Annotated in this window: 17 protein-coding genes; 10 read left to right on the top strand and 7 right to left on the bottom strand. The window is 71.2% G+C overall.

What is annotated here, in order from left to right; genetic code table 11:
- The first annotated feature begins 14 nt into the window (after positions 1 to 14).
- From galE to idi, 4 genes are all read left to right on the top strand, one after another.
- A complete protein-coding gene (galE, locus tag OHB13_RS32130) occupies positions 15 to 1,004 on the top strand; it encodes a UDP-glucose 4-epimerase GalE (protein WP_266851158.1) in 990 nt (329 codons plus the stop codon).
- Positions 1,005 to 1,146: 142 nt separating this feature from the next.
- Complete coding sequence (locus OHB13_RS32125; protein WP_328379423.1) at positions 1,147 to 2,088, top strand: cation diffusion facilitator family transporter; 942 nt, start codon at positions 1,147 to 1,149, stop codon at positions 2,086 to 2,088.
- 80 nt (positions 2,089 to 2,168) lie between these two features.
- Positions 2,169 to 2,438 (top strand): hypothetical protein, encoded by a 270-nt coding sequence (locus tag OHB13_RS32120; protein ID WP_328379422.1) that lies wholly within the window; start codon positions 2,169 to 2,171, stop codon positions 2,436 to 2,438.
- 128 nt (positions 2,439 to 2,566) lie between these two features.
- A complete protein-coding gene (gene idi / locus OHB13_RS32115; RefSeq protein ID WP_328379421.1) occupies positions 2,567 to 3,127 on the top strand; it encodes an isopentenyl-diphosphate Delta-isomerase in 561 nt (186 codons plus the stop codon).
- Here idi and OHB13_RS32110 read toward each other — a convergent pair.
- On the bottom strand, positions 3,093 to 3,596 hold the full coding sequence (locus OHB13_RS32110) for an ATP-binding protein (protein ID WP_266860557.1): 504 nt from the start codon (positions 3,594 to 3,596) through the stop codon (positions 3,093 to 3,095). The two genes, idi and OHB13_RS32110, sit on opposite strands and share 35 nt — an antisense overlap.
- Positions 3,597 to 3,919: 323 nt before the next feature.
- Between OHB13_RS32110 and OHB13_RS32105 the strand changes: the two genes are divergently transcribed.
- Positions 3,920 to 4,711, top strand: coding sequence for an enoyl-CoA hydratase/isomerase family protein (locus OHB13_RS32105; protein ID WP_328379420.1), 792 nt, complete (start codon positions 3,920 to 3,922; stop codon positions 4,709 to 4,711).
- On the opposite strand, the gene OHB13_RS32100 is transcribed toward OHB13_RS32105, so the two are convergent.
- Both OHB13_RS32100 and OHB13_RS32095 read right to left on the bottom strand, forming a co-directional pair.
- Complete coding sequence (locus tag OHB13_RS32100; protein WP_328379419.1) at positions 4,698 to 5,333, bottom strand: DJ-1/PfpI family protein; 636 nt, start codon at positions 5,331 to 5,333, stop codon at positions 4,698 to 4,700. The genes OHB13_RS32105 and OHB13_RS32100 overlap by 14 nt on opposite strands.
- Before the next feature lie 10 nt (positions 5,334 to 5,343).
- Entirely contained in the window at positions 5,344 to 6,342 is a 999-nt protein-coding gene (locus tag OHB13_RS32095; RefSeq protein ID WP_328379418.1) for a GlxA family transcriptional regulator, read from the bottom strand.
- Positions 6,343 to 6,544: 202 nt separating this feature from the next.
- Between OHB13_RS32095 and OHB13_RS32090 the strand changes: the two genes are divergently transcribed.
- Entirely contained in the window at positions 6,545 to 7,399 is an 855-nt protein-coding gene (locus OHB13_RS32090) for an SCO6745 family protein (protein WP_328379417.1), read from the top strand.
- Positions 7,400 to 7,574: 175 nt separating this feature from the next.
- A complete protein-coding gene (locus OHB13_RS32085; protein WP_328379416.1) occupies positions 7,575 to 9,986 on the top strand; it encodes a Tex family protein in 2,412 nt (803 codons plus the stop codon).
- A 115-nt stretch (positions 9,987 to 10,101) separates the two neighbouring features.
- Here the strand turns inward: OHB13_RS32085 and OHB13_RS32080 are convergent, their stop codons facing one another.
- A complete protein-coding gene (locus OHB13_RS32080) occupies positions 10,102 to 11,739 on the bottom strand; it encodes an ABC-F family ATP-binding cassette domain-containing protein (RefSeq protein ID WP_328379415.1) in 1,638 nt (545 codons plus the stop codon).
- A 211-nt stretch (positions 11,740 to 11,950) separates the two neighbouring features.
- Between OHB13_RS32080 and OHB13_RS32075 the strand changes: the two genes are divergently transcribed.
- Positions 11,951 to 13,444: a M1 family metallopeptidase gene (locus OHB13_RS32075; protein WP_328379414.1), complete on the top strand. Its 1,494-nt coding sequence runs from the start codon at positions 11,951 to 11,953 to the stop codon at positions 13,442 to 13,444.
- Between the two features lie 155 nt (positions 13,445 to 13,599).
- The gene (locus tag OHB13_RS32070; protein ID WP_328379413.1) at positions 13,600 to 14,634 is read left to right on the top strand and encodes a LacI family DNA-binding transcriptional regulator; all 1,035 of its coding nucleotides are present in this window, start codon (positions 13,600 to 13,602) and stop codon (positions 14,632 to 14,634) included.
- Here OHB13_RS32070 and OHB13_RS32065 read toward each other — a convergent pair.
- A complete protein-coding gene (locus OHB13_RS32065) occupies positions 14,597 to 15,541 on the bottom strand; it encodes an oxygenase MpaB family protein (protein WP_328379412.1) in 945 nt (314 codons plus the stop codon). The genes OHB13_RS32070 and OHB13_RS32065 overlap by 38 nt on opposite strands.
- A 245-nt stretch (positions 15,542 to 15,786) precedes the next feature.
- Here OHB13_RS32065 and OHB13_RS32060 point away from each other — a divergent pair, with 245 nt between their 5' ends.
- Positions 15,787 to 16,542 (top strand): MerR family transcriptional regulator, encoded by a 756-nt coding sequence (locus OHB13_RS32060; protein WP_328379411.1) that lies wholly within the window; start codon positions 15,787 to 15,789, stop codon positions 16,540 to 16,542.
- A gap of 68 nt (positions 16,543 to 16,610) precedes the next feature.
- On the opposite strand, the gene OHB13_RS32055 is transcribed toward OHB13_RS32060, so the two are convergent.
- Entirely contained in the window at positions 16,611 to 18,782 is a 2,172-nt protein-coding gene (locus OHB13_RS32055) for a 3-hydroxyacyl-CoA dehydrogenase NAD-binding domain-containing protein (protein ID WP_328379410.1), read from the bottom strand.
- Positions 18,783 to 18,828: 46 nt separating this feature from the next.
- Positions 18,829 to 20,043, bottom strand: a complete 1,215-nt coding sequence (locus tag OHB13_RS32050; RefSeq protein WP_328379409.1) for an acetyl-CoA C-acetyltransferase — start codon at positions 20,041 to 20,043, stop codon at positions 18,829 to 18,831.
- Positions 20,044 to 20,048 lie beyond the last annotated feature (5 nt).

Raw genomic sequence — 20,048 nt, 5'->3', positions numbered from 1 at the left:
TTAGGGTGGCCGGTATGACGTGGCTGATCACAGGTGGGGCGGGGTACATCGGAGCGCATGTGGCGCGGGCGATGGTGGCGGACGGCGAGCGGGTGGTCGTCCTGGACGACCTGTCGAGCGGGCTCGCCGAACGCCTTCCGGCCGGGGTCGAGCTGGTGCGCGGCTCGGTGCTCGACCGCGGCCTCCTGGACGCCACCCTGACCGCTCACGGAGGTGACATCACCGGGGTCGTGCATCTCGCGGGCAAGAAGCAGGTCGGGGAGTCCGTCGAGCACCCGCTGAGCTACTACCGGGACAACGTGCACGGCCTGACCGTGGTGCTGGAGGCCGTGGTCGCCGCCGGGGTGCGGCGCTTCCTGTTCTCCTCGTCGGCCGCCGTCTACGGCGTCCCCGAAGCGGAGCTGATCACCGAGTCGACGCCCTGCGCGCCCATCAATCCGTACGGCGAGACGAAGCTGGCCGGCGAGTGGCTGGTGCGGGCGGCGGGCACGGCGCACGGCCTGTCCACCGCCTGCCTGCGCTACTTCAATGTGGCGGGTGCGGCCGCGCCCGGGCTGGCCGACATCGGGGTCCACAACGTCATCCCGATGTTCTTCGACCGGCTGACCCGCGGTGAGGACCCGCGGATCTTCGGCGCCGACTACCCCACACCCGACGGCACCTGTATCCGTGACTACATCCATGTCGCCGATCTCGCCGACGCCCATGTCGCCGTGGCCCGCAGGCTCTCCGCCGACGGCGGTGCGGGGGATCTCACGCTCAATGTCGGCCGCGGCGCGGGCGTATCGGTGCGCGAACTGGCGGACCTCGTCGCCTCGGTCACCGGGCTGCCGATGTCCCCCGTGGTCGGACCGCGCCGTCCGGGCGACGCGGCGAAGGCCGTCGCGTCGGACGAGCTGATCGCCGGGGAACTCGGCTGGAAGGCCTCGCGCGGGGTGCGCGAGATGGTCGAGTCGGCCTGGGAAGGCTGGTGCCTGCGACACCCCGGCGCGCGCCGCAAATGATCTCGCGCCCCACTCTGACCTGCCATTATTTCCGCAGGTCAGAGTAGCTGACAATGGTGTTCGGTCTCGTGTTGCCCGATACCCCTGCCCCGTAGTTGGCTGACCTCTCGGACCGGCACGCTCACGATCGGGAGGGGCTCTCATGGGGGCTGGGCACGACCACGGGCATGCGCACGGCGGACCGCCGCCGACGGGGACTGCCGGGGCCGCTCACCGGGTCCGCCTGCGCATCGCACTCTGCATCACGCTGACCGTGATGGTGGTGGAGATCGCCGGCGGTCTGCTGGCCGACTCGCTGGCGCTGCTCGCGGACGCGACGCACATGGCGACGGACGCGCTCGGGCTTGCGATGGCGCTCCTGGCGATCCACTTCGCCAACCGCCCGGCCAGCGAGAACCGGACCTTCGGCTACGCACGGGCGGAGATCCTGGCCGCACTCGCCAACTGCCTTCTGCTGCTGGGCGTGGGCGGTTACGTCCTGTACGAGGCGATCCAGCGCTTCATCACGCCGGCCGAGACAGCGGGCGGCCTGACGATCGTTTTCGGCCTCATCGGCCTGGTCGCCAACATGATCTCGCTCTCCATCCTCGTCCGGGGGCAGCAGGAGAGCATCAATGTCCGCGGCGCCTATCTGGAAGTGATGGCCGACGCGCTCGGCTCGGTCGCCGTGCTGATCTCGGCCACCGTGATCCTGACGACGGGCTGGCAGGCGGCCGACCCCGTGGCCTCGCTCGTCATCGGCCTCATGATCGTCCCGCGTACGGTCAAGCTGCTGCGCGAGACACTCGACGTACTGCTGGAAGCGGCCCCGAAGAACGTCGACATGGGCGAGGTCAGGGCCCACATCCTGGACCTCCCCGGAGTGGCCGACGTCCACGACCTGCATGCGTGGACGATCACTTCGGGGATGCCGGTCCTCTCCGCGCACGTGGTGGTCAGCCCCGACACCCTGGGCGCGATCGGTCACGAGAAGATGCTGCACGACCTCCAGGGCTGCCTCGGCGCCCACTTCGACGTCGCGCACTGCACCTTCCAGCTGGAGCCGGGCGGCCACGCGGAGCACGAGGCGAAGCTCTGTCACTGAGCTCTGCCACTCAACCGTGCCGCTGAGCCCTGCCACCGGGCCGCGGGCCGAGCGGATCGATCCGTACACTCGTGGCCGGCATGGCCGAACTCCCCCTCTCCGACGGTATGTTCGATCTTGTCCGGGCCGAGGGGTCCGGGTACATCATCGGCGCGGCGGAGTGCCGCGCCTTCCGGGAGTCCGCCGGCTCCCCGCTGCGCACCGCGGGCGAGGCCGCCATGGGGCAGGCGCTTGCGGGCAGCCGCGAGGAACTCACCATGCACCGGGAGCACGGTGGCGAATACGGCTGTGCAGCATATGCGCTGCGCCCGATGCACGGGGCCGGTTTCCCGGCAGGCGCCGAATTCTGATATTCCGGTCGGTGGCCCCGCCACGCAGTGTGGCGGGGGCACCGACACGTCCTGCGCTCCGAAGTGCGGACAAGCCGCTTTTGTACGGCAGACTGAGGAGCCGGTGACGCCCGATGCGAAGGATGGTTATGTCGAACGGCGCAGCAGAAGCGATCATGCTCGAACTGGTCGATGAGAGCGGCAGGACCATCGGAACGGCGGAGAAGCTCGCCGCACACCAGGCACCCGGCCAGCTGCACCGGGCCTTCTCGGTGTTCCTCTTCGACGGAGCGGGACGGCTGCTGATCCAGCGTCGGGCACTCGGTAAGTACCACTCCCCCGGCGTGTGGTCCAACACCTGCTGCGGGCACCCTTATCCGGGCGAATCCCCCTTCGCGGCGGCGGCCAGGCGCACCTATGAGGAGTTGGGCATCTCCCCGGCGCTTCTCGCCGAGGCGGGCACGGTGCGTTACAACCACCCGGACCCCGATTCGGGCCTGGTGGAGCAGGAGTTCAACCATCTGTTCGTCGGACTCGCCCAGGCGGAACTGCGGCCCGACCCCGACGAGGTGGACGACACGGCGTTCGTCACCGCCACCGAACTGGCCGAGCGGCATTCGTCCGCGCCGTTCTCCTCGTGGTTCATGACGGTGCTCGACGCGGCGCGCCCCGCGGTCAGAGAGCTGACGGGGCCGAACGGGGGCTGGTAACGACCGGGGCGAGCGGCAGCGCGGACCAGATGACCTTGCCGCCGCTCGCCGTCTGTTCCACCCCGCAGGTCCCGCCGGCCTCCGCGGTGATCTCGCGTACGAGCATCAGGCCGCGCCCCCCGGTCTGCCCCTGGTCCGCGTCCAGCGCCCTCGGCCGGTAGGGGTGGTTGTCCTCGACCGACACCCGGATCCAGGAGGCCCCGACGGCGACCTCCACGGCCACCTCCGGGGAGAGCAGCGCGGCATGGCGTACGGCGTTGGTGACCAGCTCGGAGACGATCAGCAGCAGGCCCTGGACGGTGTCCGGGCCGACCGGGACCTGCTGGCGCGCCAGCAGATCGCGTACGGCGTGCCGGGCCTGCGGTACGGAGACGTCGACCGACGGGGCGGTGAACCGCCAGACGCCTTCGTAGGGCAGGGAGCCGGCGACCGCCGGGTCGGGCGGGCTGTTGCTCCCGCGGCTCTCCATATCCCGGCTCCCGCCCTCGCTCTCGATGGTGACCACGCATCGAGTGTTGGGAATGAGCCGGTCCGCACCGTGCAGCTGAACAGAAGTCAGCGCTAATCGTCGCTATTCGAAGGAATGTGACCGATCCCGTTAAGGGCGTGTCTATTTCTGGTGTCTATTGGCGGCTTTAGTGACGGGTGACAGAGATGTCCGCGGACCGTCCTTCAGCCCGCCGGAGACCATCGGAGACCACCGGAGACCACCGGAGAACCACTGCGGGCCACCGGAGACCGTTCCGGGCAGCGGCTGATCACCGGCTCGGCCGGGCCGATAGCATCCGGCTCATGGAGCCGCAGCTGAAGCACACCGTCGCCGACGGGGTCGCCACCGTCGTGATCAGCAACACCGCCAAGCGCAATGCCATGACGGCTGCCATGTGGCGGGCCCTGCCGGCGCTGCTCGACCGGCTGGCGGACGACACCGGCGTCCGCGTCCTGGTCCTGACCGGAGCCGGGAACACCTTCTGCGCCGGGGCCGACATATTGACACTCCGGGACCCCCACGAGGACCCCCGCGAGGACCCCCAGCGACTCGCGGTCCGGGCCGAGGAGGCCCTCGCCGCCTTCCCGAAGCCGACACTCGCCGCCGTGCGCGGGTACTGCGTGGGCGGCGGCTGCCAGCTGGCGGCAGCCTGCGACCTGCGGTTCGCCGAGGAGGGCTCCCTGTTCGGGGTGACTCCGGCAAAGCTCGGGATCGTCTATCCGGCGGCCTCCACCGCACGGCTGGTCTCCCTGGTGGGCCCGGCGACCGCCAAGTACCTCCTGTTCTCGGCCGAGTTGATCGGCACGGACCACGCGCTGCGGAGCGGCCTGCTGGACGAGGTGGTGCCCAGGGACCAGCTCGGCCCGCGGGTGGCGGAGTTCAGCCGGGTGCTGGTGTCCCGCTCGCAGCTGACGCAGACGGCGGCCAAGGAGTTCGCCGCGGGCCGGGACGACCGGGGCGCGTACTGGCGGGCGGCGGCGCGGGACTCCGACGACCCGGTGGAGGGGGTCACGGCGTTCCTGGAGCGGCGGGAGCCCCACTTCACCTGGACCCCGCGTCCCGGGGCGGTGTTGCGGGGCACTACCGGAGGATGAAGCGGCTCCTCCCGCGCATCTCCTCGACCAGGTCGGCCGGGGCCTTCAGCGGCGAGCCCGCGTCGTAGGGCGGCTGCGGGTCGTACTCGGCGCCCAGCTGGACCGCCTGCGCATGCCGGTCCCCGGCGACCCGGCCGACCAGGGTGAGTGCCATGTCGATACCGGACGACACCCCGGCCGCCGTGATGAACTTGCCGTCGGTGACGACCCGTTCGCCCGTCGGTTCGGCCCCGAACGCGGCCAGGCTGTCCAGCGCCAGCCAGTGGGACGTGGCGCGGCGGCCGTCGAGCAGACCCGCTGCCGCCAGCAGCAGCGACCCCGTACAGACGGAGGTCGTCCAGGTGCTCGCCGCGTCGGCGGCACGCAGCCAGCCGAGGAGCTCCTCGTTCTCCATCTGAGCGGTCTGCCCGGGCCCGCCCGGCACCACGACGATGTCGGGTCGCGGCACCTCGTCGAGTGTCCGGTCCGCGACAAGCTGGAGGCTGCCTGCGTCATTGCGTACGGGGCCGGTCCGCTCGGCGACGAAAATCGTCTCGGCATCCGGGATGCGGCAGAGCATCTCGTAGGGGCCGACCGCGTCCAGTGCGGTGAAACGGTCGAAGAGAACGATCGCGATCTGCATGGTGTGCCTCTCAGTCAGGCTGCGACGGGGTGACGGACGGGGCGCCCGAACGGTGGGCGGCGGGTGAGCGGAAGCGGCGGCGGTACTCGGCAGGCGCGGTGGCCAGTGCTTTCAGGAAGGCGCGGCGCATGGCCTCCGGTGTGCCGTAGCCACAGGTGCGGGAGATCTCCGCGACCGAGTCCGCCGTGTCTTCGAGAAGTCGCCGGGCGTGTTCCAGCCGGACGCCTTCGACGTAGCGTCCCGGTGTCGTCCCGGTCTCCGCGCGGAAGGCGCGGGCGAAGTGGCGGGGCGAGAGACGGGCGCGGTCCGCGAGGGATTCGACCGACAGATCGCCGCAGGGGTGCTCGCTGATCCACTGCTGGACTTCGCGCAGCGGATCGCGCCGCGCCGTCTGGGTGGCGAGCTGGACACTGAACTGGGCCTGGTTTCCCGGGCGTCGGAGAAAGACCACCAGATGGCGGGCGACGGTCAGCGCGATGTCGCGGCCCAGGTCCTCCTCGACCAGTGCGAGAGCCAGATCGATACCGGCGGTGACTCCGGCGGAGGTGGCGAGCTTCCCGTCCCGCACGAAGATCGGCTCGGGGTCGACGTCGACGGCCGGGTAGGTCCGCGCCAGGTGGTCGCAGACCGACCAGTGCGTGGTGACGCGGTGGCCGTCCAGCAGGCCGGCCCGGGCGAGCAGCAGCGCGCCGGTGCACACCGAGACGATGCGCTCGGCGCGCGGGGCGTGCTCACGCAGCCAGTCGATCAGCCGGGGGTCGGGCGTGCGGGTGCCCTGGCCACCGGGGACCAGCAGCGTGTGCGGGTCCCCGGCATCGGTCAGCGCGCCGTCCGGTACGAGCGTGAGGCCGCTGGACGTGCGGACGGCCGATCCGTCGAGCGAGGCCGTACGGACGGTGTACGCGTCCCCGCCGAGACGGCCGGCCCCTGTGAACACTTCCAGGGGGCCGGTCACATCAAGGCTCTGCAGCTCGTCGAAGAAGACGATCAGCAAGGATCTCTGCGGCATACGACTCATCATTGGCGCCGAGCGACGTGTCTGCAATGACGAATGTCCCACCTTTCCTGCCATACCTGCCGCACCACCCGCCTCACTCGCTGCCGTGGCGCGCCGCCCGCCGCCCCTTCTCCGCCGGTCTCGCGCCCCGCATCCGCCGCCCTCTCCGCCCCCTCCCTTCCCCACGTACCAACCAGTCGGTAACATTCAGGCCATGACCTCGCTCCAGCCGCGCGCCGGCCGTCGCTGCCACAACTCCGTCAACCCGCTGCACTCGACGCTCTACTTCTCCCCCGACTTCACCGAGCAGCTCGCCGGTGTCGGGATCGACGACGCGGGCGCCGCCTACTTCGCCGGGCGCGGTGCGGCGATGGGGGCTGTGGGCCCCGGCACGATCGCCGCCACCTTCTACAACTTCAACCCCGAGCTGATCGCCCGGCATGTCCCCGCCGTGTGGGAGACGGCCTCACCGCGGACCGTGCTCGACGCCCGGCTGCGGGCCGCCGACGCCACGCTGCGGCGGCTGCTCGGCGAGGAGGCGGTGGCGTCCGACGCGATGGCCGAGGCGGCGCGGCTCGCGCTGCGCGCGGCCGAGGCCTGCACCCGGCACGCCCGGCCGCTGTACTCCGCCCACGCCGACCTGCCGGTCCCCGAGCAGCCCCATCTCGCGTTCTGGCACGCGGCGACGCTGCTCCGCGAGCACCGGGGCGACGGCCATCTCGCCGTGCTGCTCGCCGCCGGGCTCGACCCGCTGGAGGCGCTGGTGAGCCACACGGCGACCGGCAAGGGCATGGCACCCCGCTGGATCCTCGCCACGCGCGGCTGGCACCGGAGCGACTGGGACGCGGCCGTGGAGCGGCTGCGCGGGCGCGGGCTGCTGGACGCGGACAGCGGGCTCACCGATGCGGGCACCAAGCTGCGCCAGGACGTGGAGTCGGACACCGACCGCCTCGACCTCGCACCGTACGAACACCTGGGCGCCGAGGGCGTGGAGCGCCTCATCGAGCTGGCACGCGGCTTCCTCGCCGCCGCGGTCGCGGCGGGCGCCTTCCCGTCCGGCCTCAGCTGACCCGGTCCGGGGCGGGCGTGATCCCCGCTCCGCCGGCCCCGCCTGCCACAATGCTGATGCACTGTTTCCCCGCGCGGCAGCGGTCCGGCTCCCACCGGCGGCCCGATCACCGCGCGGGGTCCGGGGGCTGCTCCGGAAGAATGCGGCAAGCTCAGCGAGAAGGCGGTACGGGATCGTGACCACGACCACCCCAGTTTCCATCGAAAGCAGGATCGCGGAGGAGCTCGGCGTCAGGGAACGGCAGGTGAAGGCCGCCGTCGAGCTGCTCGACGGCGGATCGACCGTGCCGTTCATCGCGCGCTACCGCAAGGAAGCGACCGAGATGCTCGACGACGCGCAACTGCGCGCGCTGGAGGAGCGGCTGCGCTATCTGCGGGAGCTGGAGGAGCGGCGGACGGCAGTTCTGGAGTCCGTACGGGAGCAGGGCAAGCTCGACGACGCGCTGGAGGCGCAGATCCGGGCCGCGGAGACGAAGGCCCGGCTGGAGGACATCTATCTGCCCTTCAAGCCGAAGCGCAGGACCAAGGCCCAGATCGCGCGGGAGGCCGGTCTTGAGCCGCTCGCCGACGGGCTGCTGGCCGACCCCTCGGTGGAACCGCTCGCGGCTGCGGCGGCGTTCGCCGGCGCGGACAAGGGCGTCGCCGATCCGGCCGCCGCGCTGGACGGCGCACGGTCCATCCTCACCGAGCGGTTCGGCGAGGACGCCGACCTCATCGGTGAGCTGCGTGAGCGGATGTGGACGCGCGGGCGGCTGACGGCGAAGGTGCGGGACGGCAAGGAGGAGCAGGGCGCCAAGTTCGCCGACTACTTCGAGTTCGCCGAGCCGTTCACCGCGCTGCCCTCGCACCGGGTGCTGGCGATGCTGCGGGGCGAGAAGGAGGACGTGCTCGACCTGGTCCTGGAGCCGGAGGAACCGTCGGACACCGCTGGTCCTTCGGCGTACGAGTCGATGATCGCGCGCCGCTTCGGGGTGGCGGACCGCGGCAGGCCGGGCGACGCATGGCTGACCGAGACGGTGCGCTGGTCCTGGCGCACCCGCATCCTGGTCCATCTGGGGATCGATCTGCGGCTGCGGCTGCGGACGGCAGCCGAGGACGAGGCGGTCAAGGTCTTCGCGTCCAATCTGCGTGACCTGCTGCTGGCGGCCCCCGCCGGGACCCGTGCCACGCTCGGACTCGACCCCGGCTTCCGTACGGGTGTGAAGGTCGCCGTGGTCGACGCGACCGGCAAGGTCGTGGCCACCGATGTGATCCACCCGCACGTCCCCGCGAACCGGTGGGACGAGGCGCTGGCCAAGCTGGCCCGGCTCGCGAAGGAGCACGCGGTCGACCTGATCGCGATCGGGAACGGCACCGCGTCGCGCGAGACGGACAAGCTCGCCGGTGAACTGTGTGCGAAGCACCCCGAGTTGAAGCTGACGAAGGTGATGGTCTCGGAGGCGGGGGCTTCCGTGTACTCGGCGTCCGCGTTCGCCTCGCAGGAGCTGCCCGACATGGACGTGACGCTCCGGGGCGCGGTGTCGATCGCCCGCAGGCTCCAGGATCCGCTCGCCGAACTGGTCAAGATCGACCCCAAGTCGATCGGGGTCGGGCAGTATCAGCACGACCTCTCCGAGGTGAAGCTCTCCCGCTCGCTGGACGCGGTCGTCGAGGACTGCGTGAACGGTGTCGGAGTGGACGTCAACACCGCGTCCGCCCCGCTGCTCTCCCGGGTCTCCGGTATCGGCTCGGGGCTCGCCGAGAACATCGTGGCGCACCGCGACGCCAACGGCCCGTTCCGGTCGCGCAAGGCGCTCAAGGACGTGTCGCGGCTGGGCCCCAAGGCGTACGAGCAGTGTGCGGGCTTCCTCCGCATCCGGGACGGCGACGACCCGCTGGACGCGTCGAGCGTGCACCCGGAGGCGTACCCGGTGGTGCGGACGATGACCAAGAAGGCGGGTGGCAGCTCGCTCGTCGGGAACGCGGCGCTGCTGCGCTCGCTGGATCCGGCCGAATTCGTGAACGACACCTTCGGGCTGCCGACGGTGACGGACATCCTGCGGGAGCTGGAGAAGCCGGGGCGCGACCCCCGGCCCGCGTTCAAGACGGCCACCTTCAAGGAGGGCGTCGAGAAGCTGGGCGATCTGACGGCCGGGATGGTCCTGGAGGGCGTGGTCACCAATGTGGCCGCGTTCGGCGCGTTCGTCGACATCGGGGTCCACCAGGACGGCCTGGTGCATGTGTCCGCGCTGTCCAGGACGTTCGTGAAGGACCCGCGTGATGTGGTCAAGCCGGGCGACATCGTCAAGGTGAAGGTGATGGACGTCGACATCCCGCGCAAGCGGATCTCGCTGTCCCTGCGGCTCGACGACGAGGCCGGAGCCAAGCCGGGCGGCGGCAAGGAGCGGCAGGACCGGGGCAAGCGGGCGCAGGACGGCCAGGGCGGCCGGCCTCCGCAGCAGCGGCAGGGCGGCGGGGGCCGTCGAGGTGGCGGCGGGGGTGGCGGCGGCGGCCGGACGTCAGCGCCGGCACCGGCCAACAGTGCGATGGCGGACGCGCTGCGGCGGGCCGGGCTCACCGACCCCGGGCGCGGTAAGGGGCGCGGCTGAACCCGTGGTTCCTACCGCCGGATGACCTGACGCATATCGCCGGGCGGGCCTGTTCGGGCCCGCCCGGCGATGTGCTCAGGGATGTGCTCAGGGTCTTCCGTTCGGCCGGGCCGGTTCAGACTTCCGTGACCTTGCCGTCGGCCACCTCGATACGGCGCGTCGTACGGACCGCGGCCAGCATCCGGCGGTCGTGGGTGACCAGCAGCAGAGTCCCCTCGTACGAGTCGAGCGCCGATTCCAGCTGCTCGATGGCCTCCAGGTCCAGGTGGTTCGTGGGTTCGTCAAGCACCAGGAGGTTGACGCCCCTGCCCTGCAGCAGCGCGAGGGCGGCCCTGGTCCGTTCGCCCGGCGAGAGGGTGGTCGCGGGCCGCAGCACATGCGCCGCTTTCAGGCCGAACTTCGCGAGGAGCGTGCGGACTTCGGCGGGCTCGGTGTCGGGAACCGCCGCGCAGAACGCGGCCAGCAGGGTCTCCGTACCGTAGAAGAGGCCGCGGGCCTGGTCGACCTCGCCGACCACGACGCCGGGGCCGAGCGCCGCGTGCCCGGTGTCCAGCGGCACACGGCCCAGCACCGCACCGAGCAGGGTGGACTTGCCCGCCCCGTTGGCTCCGGTGATGGCGACCCGGTCGGCCCAGTCGATCTGGAGGTGCGCGGGGCCGAAGGTGAAGTCCCCGCGGACGACGCTTGCGTCCCGCAGGGTGGCCACCACGGATCCCGAGCGCGGAGCGGCCGCGATCTCCATCCGCAGCTCCCACTCCTTGCGGGGTTCGTCCACGACGTCGAGGCGCTCGATCATGCGCTGCGTCTGCCGGGCCTTGGCCGCCTGCTTCTCGCTCGCCTCGCTGCGGAACTTACGGCCGAGCTTGTCGTTGTCGGACGCCTTGCGGCGGGCGTTCTTGACGCCCTTGTCCATCCAGCCGCGCTGCATCTGGGCCCGGCCCTCAAGAGCGGCCTTCTTGTCGGCGAACTCGTCGTACTCCTCCCTGGCGTGCCTGCGGGCGGTCTCCCGCTCCTCCAGATATCCCGCGTACCCGCCGCCGTAGAGGGTGATCTGCTGCTGGGCGAGGTCGAGTTCGAGGACCTTGGTCACCGTGCGGGTGAGGAACTCGCGGTCGTGGCTGATGACGACGGTGCCCGCACGCAGCCCGCCGACGAAGCGCTCAAGACGGTCCAGGCCGTCGAGGTCGAGGTCGTTGGTCGGCTCGTCGAGGAGGAACACGTCGTACCGGGAGAGCAGCAGCGAGGCGAGACCGGCGCGGGCCGCCTGGCCGCCGGAGAGCGAGGTCATCGGCTGGTCGAGGCCGACGGTGAGACCCAGCGACGCCGCCACTTCGTCGGCACGCTCGTCGAGATCGGCTCCGCCGAGGTCGAGCCAGCGCTCCAGCGTGGTGGAGTACGCGTCATCGGCTCCCGCGACCCCGTCGACCAGGCCCTGGGTGGCCTCGTCCATGGCGCTCTGGGCGGCGGCCACCCCGGTGCGCCGGGCGAGGAACTCGCGTACGGTCTCGCCCTCGCGGCGCTCCGGCTCCTGCGGGAGATGGCCGACGGTGGCGGTGGGCGGCGAGAGCCTCAGCTCGCCCTCCTCCGGGGTGTCGAGCCCGGCCAGGAGGCGCAGCAGGGTCGATTTGCCCGCGCCGTTCACACCGACGAGACCGATCACGTCTCCCGGCGCCACGACGAGGTCGAGGCCGGAGAAGAGCGAGCGGTCACCGTGGCCCGCGGCGAGGTCTTTGGCGACAAGGGTTGCAGTCATGAGGGAACCGATCCTAATCGGGCCGCGCCGTGCCCTCCTGACCAGGCGGCCGGTGCCCCCGGCGGGGCGGGCGGCGCGGGGTGCGGTGGTGCGGCAGAGTCCATGTCGGCCGAATGGCGATCCTGTGACAGCTGTGACCGTGGACATGACTAGTGGCGGGTGGGCTGAATAGGGTCGAACACAACGACGACCCCCACGACTTGGAGCATCAGTGCACCGCAGACTCATCGTCCCGAGCGTGCTCTCGGCCGCCTCGCTTCTGCTGGCGATCCCGGCATCGGCGGCCGGCTTCACGCCCGGGGCACCGGGCATCGGCGACCCGTACTACCCGGCGTACGGCAACGGCGGATACGACGTCTCGCACTACGACCTCAAGCTGAAGTACCAGCCGTCGACGGACCGGCTGGACGGCACCGCGACGATCCTGGCCACCACCACCCAGGATCTCTCCCGGTTCGATCTGGACTTCCTGCTCGATGTGAGCGAGGTGCGCGTCAACGGCGCCAAGGCCTCCTTCGCCACATCGGGGCAGCACGAGCTGGTGGTCACCCCGGCCAAGGGGCTGGCCAAGGGCTCCGCGGTGACCATCGTGGTCCGCTACAGCGGTGTGCCGTCCACCAAGTCGGCGTACGGCTTCAACACCTGGCACCGCACCCCGGACGGCGCGGTCGCGGCGGACGAGCCCGAGTCGGCGTGGTGGTGGTTCCCGAGCAATGACCACCCGCTGGACAAGGCCACGTACGACGTGTCGGTCTCGGTGCCCGACGGTACCCAGGCGATCAGCAACGGCGTGCTCCAGTCGCAGCGTTCACAGCTGGGCCGGACCACGTACAACTGGCGGTCGAACAAGCCGCAGGCCACCTATCTGACGACGCTCGCCGTCGGCAAGTTCGACATCACCACCGGCACCACGGCGGCGGGTGTGCCGATCATCAACGCGTACAGCAAGGACCTGGGCGACAACGCCGGCGCCGCGCGCGCCAGTGTGGAGCGGACCGGGGAGGTCGCCGACTGGCTGAGCGGGTACTTCGGCCCCTATCCCTTCAGCGCGCTCGGCGGCTATGTGCCGAACACCACCACCGGGTACGCGCTGGAGACCGAGACCCGGCCGTTCTACAGCCCGAAGCAGTTCGCGAACGGCGCCAATGTCTCGGTGGTCGTCCATGAGCTGGCGCACCAGTGGTACGGCGACGACGTGTCCCTCAAGGGCTGGAAGGACATCTGGATCAACGAGGGGTTCGCGTCCTACGCCGAGTGGCTCTGGTCGGAGAACCAGGGCGACGGGACCGCGCAGGAGCTGGCGGACTATGTGTACGCCTCGCACCCGGCCGACGACGCGTTCTGGAAGGTGAAGCCGGGCGATCCCGGCGCGGCGAACCAGTTCGACGACGCCGTCTACGACCGGGGCGCGCTCGCCATCCAGGCGCTGCGCGACAAGATCGGTGACACCGCGTTCTTCAAGATCCTCAAGGGGTGGCCCGCCGAGCACGCCTACGGCAACGCGTCGGTGGCCGACTTCGAGAAGTACGCCGAGCAGGTCTCGGGGAAGCCGCTGGCCGCCTTCTTCGACACCTGGCTGTTCACCCCGTCCAAGCCCGCAGCGGGGGCGGCGAAGCAGGCCCGGATCGCGCATACGGACGCCCGGCCCGTGGCGCCGAAGTCCTGGCGGCAGATCGAGCGGACGCACACCGTCCACGACCGCTGACCTGCGACAGGAGGCCGCGCCGTCCCGTCGACCGGGGCGGCGCGGCTTCCTGCGCGCGGCGGGCGGTGGTTACGCTGCTCCGATACCGCGGCCCGAGCACCGCCGCGGAGCGAGTACCCGTACGCCCTGCTGCCGCGCCCGACGAGGAGTACCCGTTGACCGATCCGATCCACGGCTCCCGGCCGACCCTGGAGGCCGTCGCGGCCCGCGCGGGTGTGTCGCGGGCGACGGCCTCGCGCGTCGTCAACGGCGGTGCCGGTGTGCGGCAGCCGCTGGTGGACCGGGTCCAGCAGGCTGTCGAGGAACTCGGCTACGTACCGAATCACGCGGCCAGGACGCTCGTCACCCGGCGCAACGGCGCGGTCGCGGTCATCATCGCCGAGCCGGAGATCCGGATCTTCTCGGACCCGTTCTTCTCCCAGCAGCTGCGCGGCATCAGCCGCGAACTGACGGCCCACGACTCGCAGTTGGTACTGCTGCTGGTGGAGGGCCGGAAGGACTACGACCGGATCGGGCGTTATCTGGCGGGCGGCCATGTGGACGGCGCGCTGGCCTTCTCGCTGCACACCGAGGATCCGCTGCCCGCCGTGATCCACCGGGCCGGGATCCCCACGGTCTTCGGCGGCCGGCCGGTGTGGGCGGGCCCCGAGTCCGGTCTCGCGCTGCCCTACGCCGACTGCGACAACCGGGGCGGCGCCCGCACGGCGGTCCAGCATCTGGTCTCGCTCGGACGCCGGCACATCGCGCACATCGCGGGCCCGCAGGACCAGACATCGGGGATCGACCGGCTGGACGGCTACCGGGATGTCCTGCTGGACGTCGACCCCGGGCTCACCGCACACGGTGCCTTCACGGTGGAGAGCGGCGCCGCGGCGATGTCCGAACTGCTTGAGCGGCGGCCGGAGGTGGACGCGGTGTTCGCGGCCAACGACCTGATGGCATCGGGGGCGCTCCAGGTCCTGCGGGAACACGGCAGACGGGTCCCCCACGACGTGGCGGTGGTGGGGTTCGACGACATGGAGAAGGTGGCGGAGTGCACCGACCCGCCACTGACGACGGTCCGTCAGGACATCGAGGGCATGGGGCGGTTGATGGTACGGATGCTGCTCCGGGGCCTGGACGGGGAGGGCGTCACACCGCCCGACTCCGTGATCATGCCGACCGACCTGGTCCGCCGGGTCTCCGCGTGACGTCCTGCGGTGTGACGCTCTCCCTGCCGGCCGGCGCGCCGCCGGACATCGCCGCCCGGTGGGCCGCCCGCGCCGCACGGGCCAGCGGCAGATAGCGCACCCGCTCGGGAAGCACGGGCACGACGGCCCGGACACACCGGCCGAAACGGCGCAGCGCCCGCTCCTGCGAGTCCGTCCACTCCAGACCGATCGCCTGACGTGCCTCCGGCGGCATCAGCCCCACGGTGACGAAGTGCCGGAAGCGGGCCAGCGGCGGCAGCAGCACCGGCCAGAGCAGCCGGAGCAGCGAGCGCAGCGGACGAGGTCCGCGGTCCGGGGGCGGTACGGGGCTGCCCGGGTCGGTCAGCTCCCGCACCACCGGGGTGGCCTCGATCTCGTCGGCCAGCATTTTCCGGTAGTACGGCCAGAACTCCTCGATGGTCTGCGGCATGTCCCGGTCGGCGATGCCGAGGACCCGCCCGACCTGGAGCCACTCCGCGTACAACTGCCGTTCCTGGGCGTCGGTGTAGGGGCGTCCGAGGTACTTCCGGCCCTGCAGGAAGACCGGGAAACCAGTGGCGTGCACCCAGGAGAAGGTGGCCGGAGCGAGGGCCTGGTACGGGCGGCCGCGGGTGTCGGTGCCGCGGATGGTCCGGTGCATACGGCGCAGCCTGCGCCCCTCTTCGGTAGCGGCGTCCCCGCCGTACACCCAGAGCTGCATCGAGCGCAGCGAGCGCTCGCCGCGGCCCCATGGGTCGGTACGGAAGACGGAGTACGCGTCGACGCCGGCGCCGACGGCCGGGTGGGCCACCTGCATGGTCAGCGCCGCGGGCAGCGTGAGCAGCACCCGGATGTCACCGACCTCGCTCCACAGCACACCGCCCGGCGGTGGCGGTGGCGGCCCTGTCGGCGTGGTGCGGCTGCTCATACGCGGGCTCCCGTCGCTGCTTCCGTCGGCCGTAGCGGGCTCGGGCCCCAAGCCCGCACTCTCTGCGTTCCAGTATGCGACGGCCGGGGTCCGAGGGGCGCGGGGGCCCGGAGGTGCGGGGCAAACGGCAGCCCCGGCCTGCGGCCAGGGCTTTCACAAGGATGGTGGGACAGCAATACTGTTGTACCGGATCAGCCGAGTGACCGACCCGGTGACCGGCGGGTGTCCGGGAAAGAGGCAGAGGCATGGGGACCGCCCCCGACGGGACAGCCACGGCTTCGGCCCTCACGGTCGACGAACTGGCCGCGCGCGCCGGGGTGACCGTCCGCACGGTCCGTTTCTACAGCGCGCGCGGCCTGCTCCCCCCGCCGGTGATCGGGCCGCGCCGCGTCGGCCTCTACGGCCCCGCGCACCTCTCCCGGCTCGCACTCGTCGAGGAGCTGCAGCACCACGGGATGACGCTCGCCGCGATCGAGCGCTATCTCCGGCAGCTCCCCGACGACCTGAGCGCACACGATCTGGCCATCCACCGTGCTGTGGTGGCCTCGTGGGCGCCGGAGGGTGCGGACGACGTGACCAGGGCGGAGCTGGAGCGCCGGGCCGGGCGGCCGCTGCCCGAGCCGGACATCGACCGGCTCGCGGCGATGAACGTACTGGAGCGGGTGGAGGGCGGGAGTGACGCCTTCCGGGTGGATCCCGGGCTGCTCGCGCTCGGTGTGCAGCTGCTCGACGTGCCGATCGCCCACGAGACGATCCTGGCCGCGCGCACGGTGGTCCTGGAGCACACCCGGGCCGCCGCGAAGGAGCTGACCCGGCTCTTCCAGGACGAGGTGTGGGGGCCCTACCGGGAGCGCGAGAGCGACCCCGAGGCGGTGGAGGCGATGAAGTCGCTCTCCGCCGATATGCAGCCGATGGTCGTACAGGCTCTGGTGACGGCGTTCCAGCGGTCACTGAAGGATGAGCTGCGGGCCCGTTACGTGGACGGGCCCGCAGCCCCCTGACCGGTCCCGCCGGGAACCGGCACCCCGATGGGAGCCGGACTCGCCGGGATCCGGACTCGGCTCAGGCGTCAGCTGTCGCTGAACGTCTCGCCCCGCTCGGCCTTCCCGACCAGCAGCGCGGGCGGCGCGAACCGCTCCCCGTACTGCCCGGCGAGTTCACGGGCGCGCGCCACGAAGCCCGGCAGGCCACCCTCGTAACCGTTGATGTACTGGAGCACACCGCCGGTCCAGCCCGGGAAGCCGATGCCGAGGATCGAGCCGATGTTGGCGTCGGCGACCGAGGTCAGGACGCCCTCCTCCAGGCAGCGGACGCTGTCCAGCGCCTCGGAGAAGAGCATCCGCTCCTTCATGTCGGTGAAGGGGACGTCCGCCCCGGACTTCGTGAAGTGCTCGCGCAGCCCCGGCCAGAGTCCGGTCCGCCTGCCGTCCTCGTAGTCGTAGAACCCCGCTCCCCCGCTACGGCCCGTCCGGCCGAACTCGTCGACCATCCGGTCGATGACGGCGTCCGACGGGTGCCCGGCCCAGGTGCCGCCCGCCTCCTCGGTGGCCCGCTTCGCCTCGTTGCGAATCTTGCGCGGCAGGGTGAGCGTCAGTTCGTCCATCAGCGAGAGCACCCTGGCCGGGTAGCCGGCCTGGGCGGCGGCCTGCTCGACCGATGCGGGCTCGACGCCCTCGCCGACCATCGCCACGCCCTCGTTGATGAACTGGCCGATGACGCGTGAGGTGAAGAACCCGCGGGAGTCGTTGACGACGATCGGGGTCTTGTTGATCCGGCGTACCAGGTCGAAAGCGCGGGCCAGCGCCTCGTCGCCGGTCCGTTCGCCCTTGATGATCTCGACGAGCGGCATCTTGTCGACGGGCGAGAAGAAGTGCAGCCCGATGAAGTCGCTCTGCCGCTCGACGCCTTCGGAGAGCAGTGTGATGGGGAGCGTGGAGGTGTTGGAGCAGAGCAGCGCGTCGGGCTCGATGACGCCCTCGATCTCCTGGAACACCTTGTGCTTGAGCGACACGTCCTCGAAGACCGCCTCGATCACCGCGTCGCAGCCCGCCAGGTCGGCCGGGTCGCCGGTCGGGGTGATGCGGGCGAGCAGCGCGTCCCGCTGGGCCTCGGTGGTGCGGCCGCGCGAGAGGGCCTTCGCGAGCAGCTTCTCCGAGTACGCCTTGCCCTTCTGCGCGGCCTCGGCCGACACGTCCTTGAGTACGACGTCGATCCCGGCGCGCGCACAGGAGTAGGCGATACCCGCGCCCATCATCCCGGCGCCGAGCACGGCGACCTTGCGGACCTCGCGGGGTTCGATCCCCTGGGGGCGGCCGGCACCGGAGTTGACCGCCTGGAGGTCGAAGAAGAACGCCTGGATCATGTTCTTCGCGGTCTGCCCTGTGACCAGTTCGGTGAAGTACCTGGCCTCGATGGTCAGTGCCGTCTCGAAGTCGACCTGGGAGCCCTCGACGGCCGCGGCGAGGATGTTGCGCGGCGCGGGATAGGGGGCGCCCTGCAACTGCTTCTTGAGGTTGGCGGGGAAGGCGGGCAGGTTGGCGGCGAACTTCGGGTTGGACGGGGTCCCGCCGGGGATCTTGTACCCCTTGACGTCCCACGGCTGCTGCGACTCGGGGTGGGCGTCGATGAAGGCGTGCGCCTGGGCCAGCATCTCGTCGGCGGTGGCGGCGACTTCGTGGACGAGGCCGTTCTCCAGGGCGCGCCGCGGGTTGTACCGGGTGCCCTGGAGGAGCACCTTGAGCAGCGCGTCGGCGATGCCCATCAGCCGTACGGTCCGGGTGACACCGCCGCCGGCCGGCAGCAGACCGAGGGTGACCTCGGGCAGGCCGATCCTGGAGCCCGGCGCGTCGAGGGCGATGCGGTGGTGGCTGGCGAGGGCGATCTCGTAACCGCCGCCGAGCGCCGAGCCGTTGATGGCCGCGACGACCGGCTTGCCCAGGGTCTCGATGCGGCGCAGCGAGTTCTTGATGGCCGTACCGGTGTCGAAGGCCTGCTGGGCCTGGGCGGGCCCGACCTGGATCATGTCCTTGAGGTCGCCGCCCGCGAAGAAGGTCTTCTTCGCGGAGGTGTAGATGATGCCGCGGATGGAGTCCTTCTCGGCCTCCGCGCGGTCGGCGACGGCCGCGATCGACTCCTTGAAGGCCTGGTTCATGGTGTTCGCGGACTGGTTGGGGTCGTCGAGGACGAGGGTGACGACGCCGGTCCCGTCCTGTTCCCAGCGGATGGTGGTGTTCTCGCTCATGGTGTGGCTGCTCCGTGAGGGCCGTGGGTCGTGGGAGGGGACGCGGTCAGAGACGCTCGACGACGGTGGCGATGCCCATGCCGCCGCCGACGCAGAGCGTGGCGAGGCCGTACCGCTGGTCGCGGCGGGCCAGTTCGTCGATGAGGGTGCCGAGGATCATCGCGCCGGTGGCGCCGAGCGGGTGTCCGAGTGCGATGGCTCCGCCGTTGACGTTGATCTTGTCCAGCGGGAGTTCCATGTCCCGGGCGAAGCGCAGCACGACGCCGGCGAAGGCTTCGTTGATCTCCACGAGGTCGATGTCGCCGATGGTCAGACCGGCCTTGGCGAGCGCCTTGCGGGTGGCGGGCGCGGGCCCGGTCAGCATGATCGTCGGTTCCGATCCCGAGACCGCGGCCGAGACGATGCGGGCTCGGGGCGTCAGCCCGTACCGCTCGCCGACCTCGCCCGAGCCGATGGCGACCAGCGAGGCGCCGTCCACGATGCCGGAGGAGTTGCCCGCGTGGTGGACGTGGTTGATCTTCTCGACCCAGTGGTACTTCTGCAGCGCCACCGCGTCGAAACCGCCCATCTCGCCGATGGTGGCGAAGGACGGCTTGAGGGCGGCCAGCGAGTCGGCGGTGGTGCCCGGCCGCAGGTGCTCGTCGTGGTCGAGGACGACCAGCCCGTTGCGGTCGGTGACGGGGACGACGGAGCGGGCGAACCGGCCGTCCTTCCACGCCTCGGCGGCCCGCTCCTGCGAGAGCGCGGCGTAGGAGTCGACGTCGTGCCGGGTGAAGCCCTCGATGGTGGCGATGAGGTCGGCGCCGACGCCCTGGGGTGCGAAGCCGGTGTCCCAGTTGGTCATCGGGTCCATCGCCCAGGCCCCGCCGTCGGAGGCCATCGGGACGCGGGACATCGACTCGACGCCGCCCGCCAGGATCAGGTCCTCCCAACCGGAACGGACCTTCGCGGCGGCCAGGTTGACGGCTTCCAGGCCGGAGGCGCAGAAGCGGTTCTCCTGGACACCGGCCACCGTGTCGGGGAGGCCGGCCGCGACGGCCGCCGTGCGGGCGATGTCGGAGCCCTGGTCGCCGACCGGGCTGACCACACCGAGCACGATGTCGTCGATGGCCGCCGGGTCGAGACCGGGGAACCTGCGGCGCAGCTCATGGATCAGCCCGACGACCAGGTCGATGGGCTTGGTGCCGTGCAGGGCGCCATTGGCCTTCCCGCGCCCGCGTGGGGTGCGGATCGCGTCGTACACAAACGCTTCGGTACTCAAGACAG

The sequence above is a fragment of the Streptomyces sp. NBC_00440 genome (assembly GCF_036014215.1).
GTDB lineage: Bacteria > Actinomycetota > Actinomycetes > Streptomycetales > Streptomycetaceae > Streptomyces.
The sequence above is the reverse complement of the archived record's forward strand: the minus strand, read 5'-3'. Positions and strand labels throughout refer to the sequence as shown.

Bases quoted from the DNA above. Each gene is read 5' to 3' on its own strand.
- galE (WP_266851158.1), top strand. From the start codon at position 15: ATGACGTGGCTGATCACAGGTGGGGCGGGGTACATCGGAGCGCATGTG.
- OHB13_RS32125 (WP_328379423.1), top strand. From the start codon at position 1,147: ATGGGGGCTGGGCACGACCACGGGCATGCGCACGGCGGACCGCCGCCG.
- OHB13_RS32120 (WP_328379422.1), top strand. From the start codon at position 2,169: ATGGCCGAACTCCCCCTCTCCGACGGTATGTTCGATCTTGTCCGGGCC.
- idi (WP_328379421.1), top strand. From the start codon at position 2,567: ATGTCGAACGGCGCAGCAGAAGCGATCATGCTCGAACTGGTCGATGAG.
- OHB13_RS32110 (WP_266860557.1), bottom strand. From the start codon at position 3,596: ATGGAGAGCCGCGGGAGCAACAGCCCGCCCGACCCGGCGGTCGCCGGC.
- OHB13_RS32105 (WP_328379420.1), top strand. From the start codon at position 3,920: ATGGAGCCGCAGCTGAAGCACACCGTCGCCGACGGGGTCGCCACCGTC.
- OHB13_RS32100 (WP_328379419.1), bottom strand. From the start codon at position 5,333: ATGCAGATCGCGATCGTTCTCTTCGACCGTTTCACCGCACTGGACGCG.
- OHB13_RS32095 (WP_328379418.1), bottom strand. From the start codon at position 6,342: ATGCCGCAGAGATCCTTGCTGATCGTCTTCTTCGACGAGCTGCAGAGC.
- OHB13_RS32090 (WP_328379417.1), top strand. From the start codon at position 6,545: ATGACCTCGCTCCAGCCGCGCGCCGGCCGTCGCTGCCACAACTCCGTC.
- OHB13_RS32080 (WP_328379415.1), bottom strand. From the start codon at position 11,739: ATGACTGCAACCCTTGTCGCCAAAGACCTCGCCGCGGGCCACGGTGAC.
- OHB13_RS32065 (WP_328379412.1), bottom strand. From the start codon at position 15,541: ATGAGCAGCCGCACCACGCCGACAGGGCCGCCACCGCCACCGCCGGGC.
- OHB13_RS32060 (WP_328379411.1), top strand. From the start codon at position 15,787: ATGGGGACCGCCCCCGACGGGACAGCCACGGCTTCGGCCCTCACGGTC.
- OHB13_RS32055 (WP_328379410.1), bottom strand. From the start codon at position 18,782: ATGAGCGAGAACACCACCATCCGCTGGGAACAGGACGGGACCGGCGTC.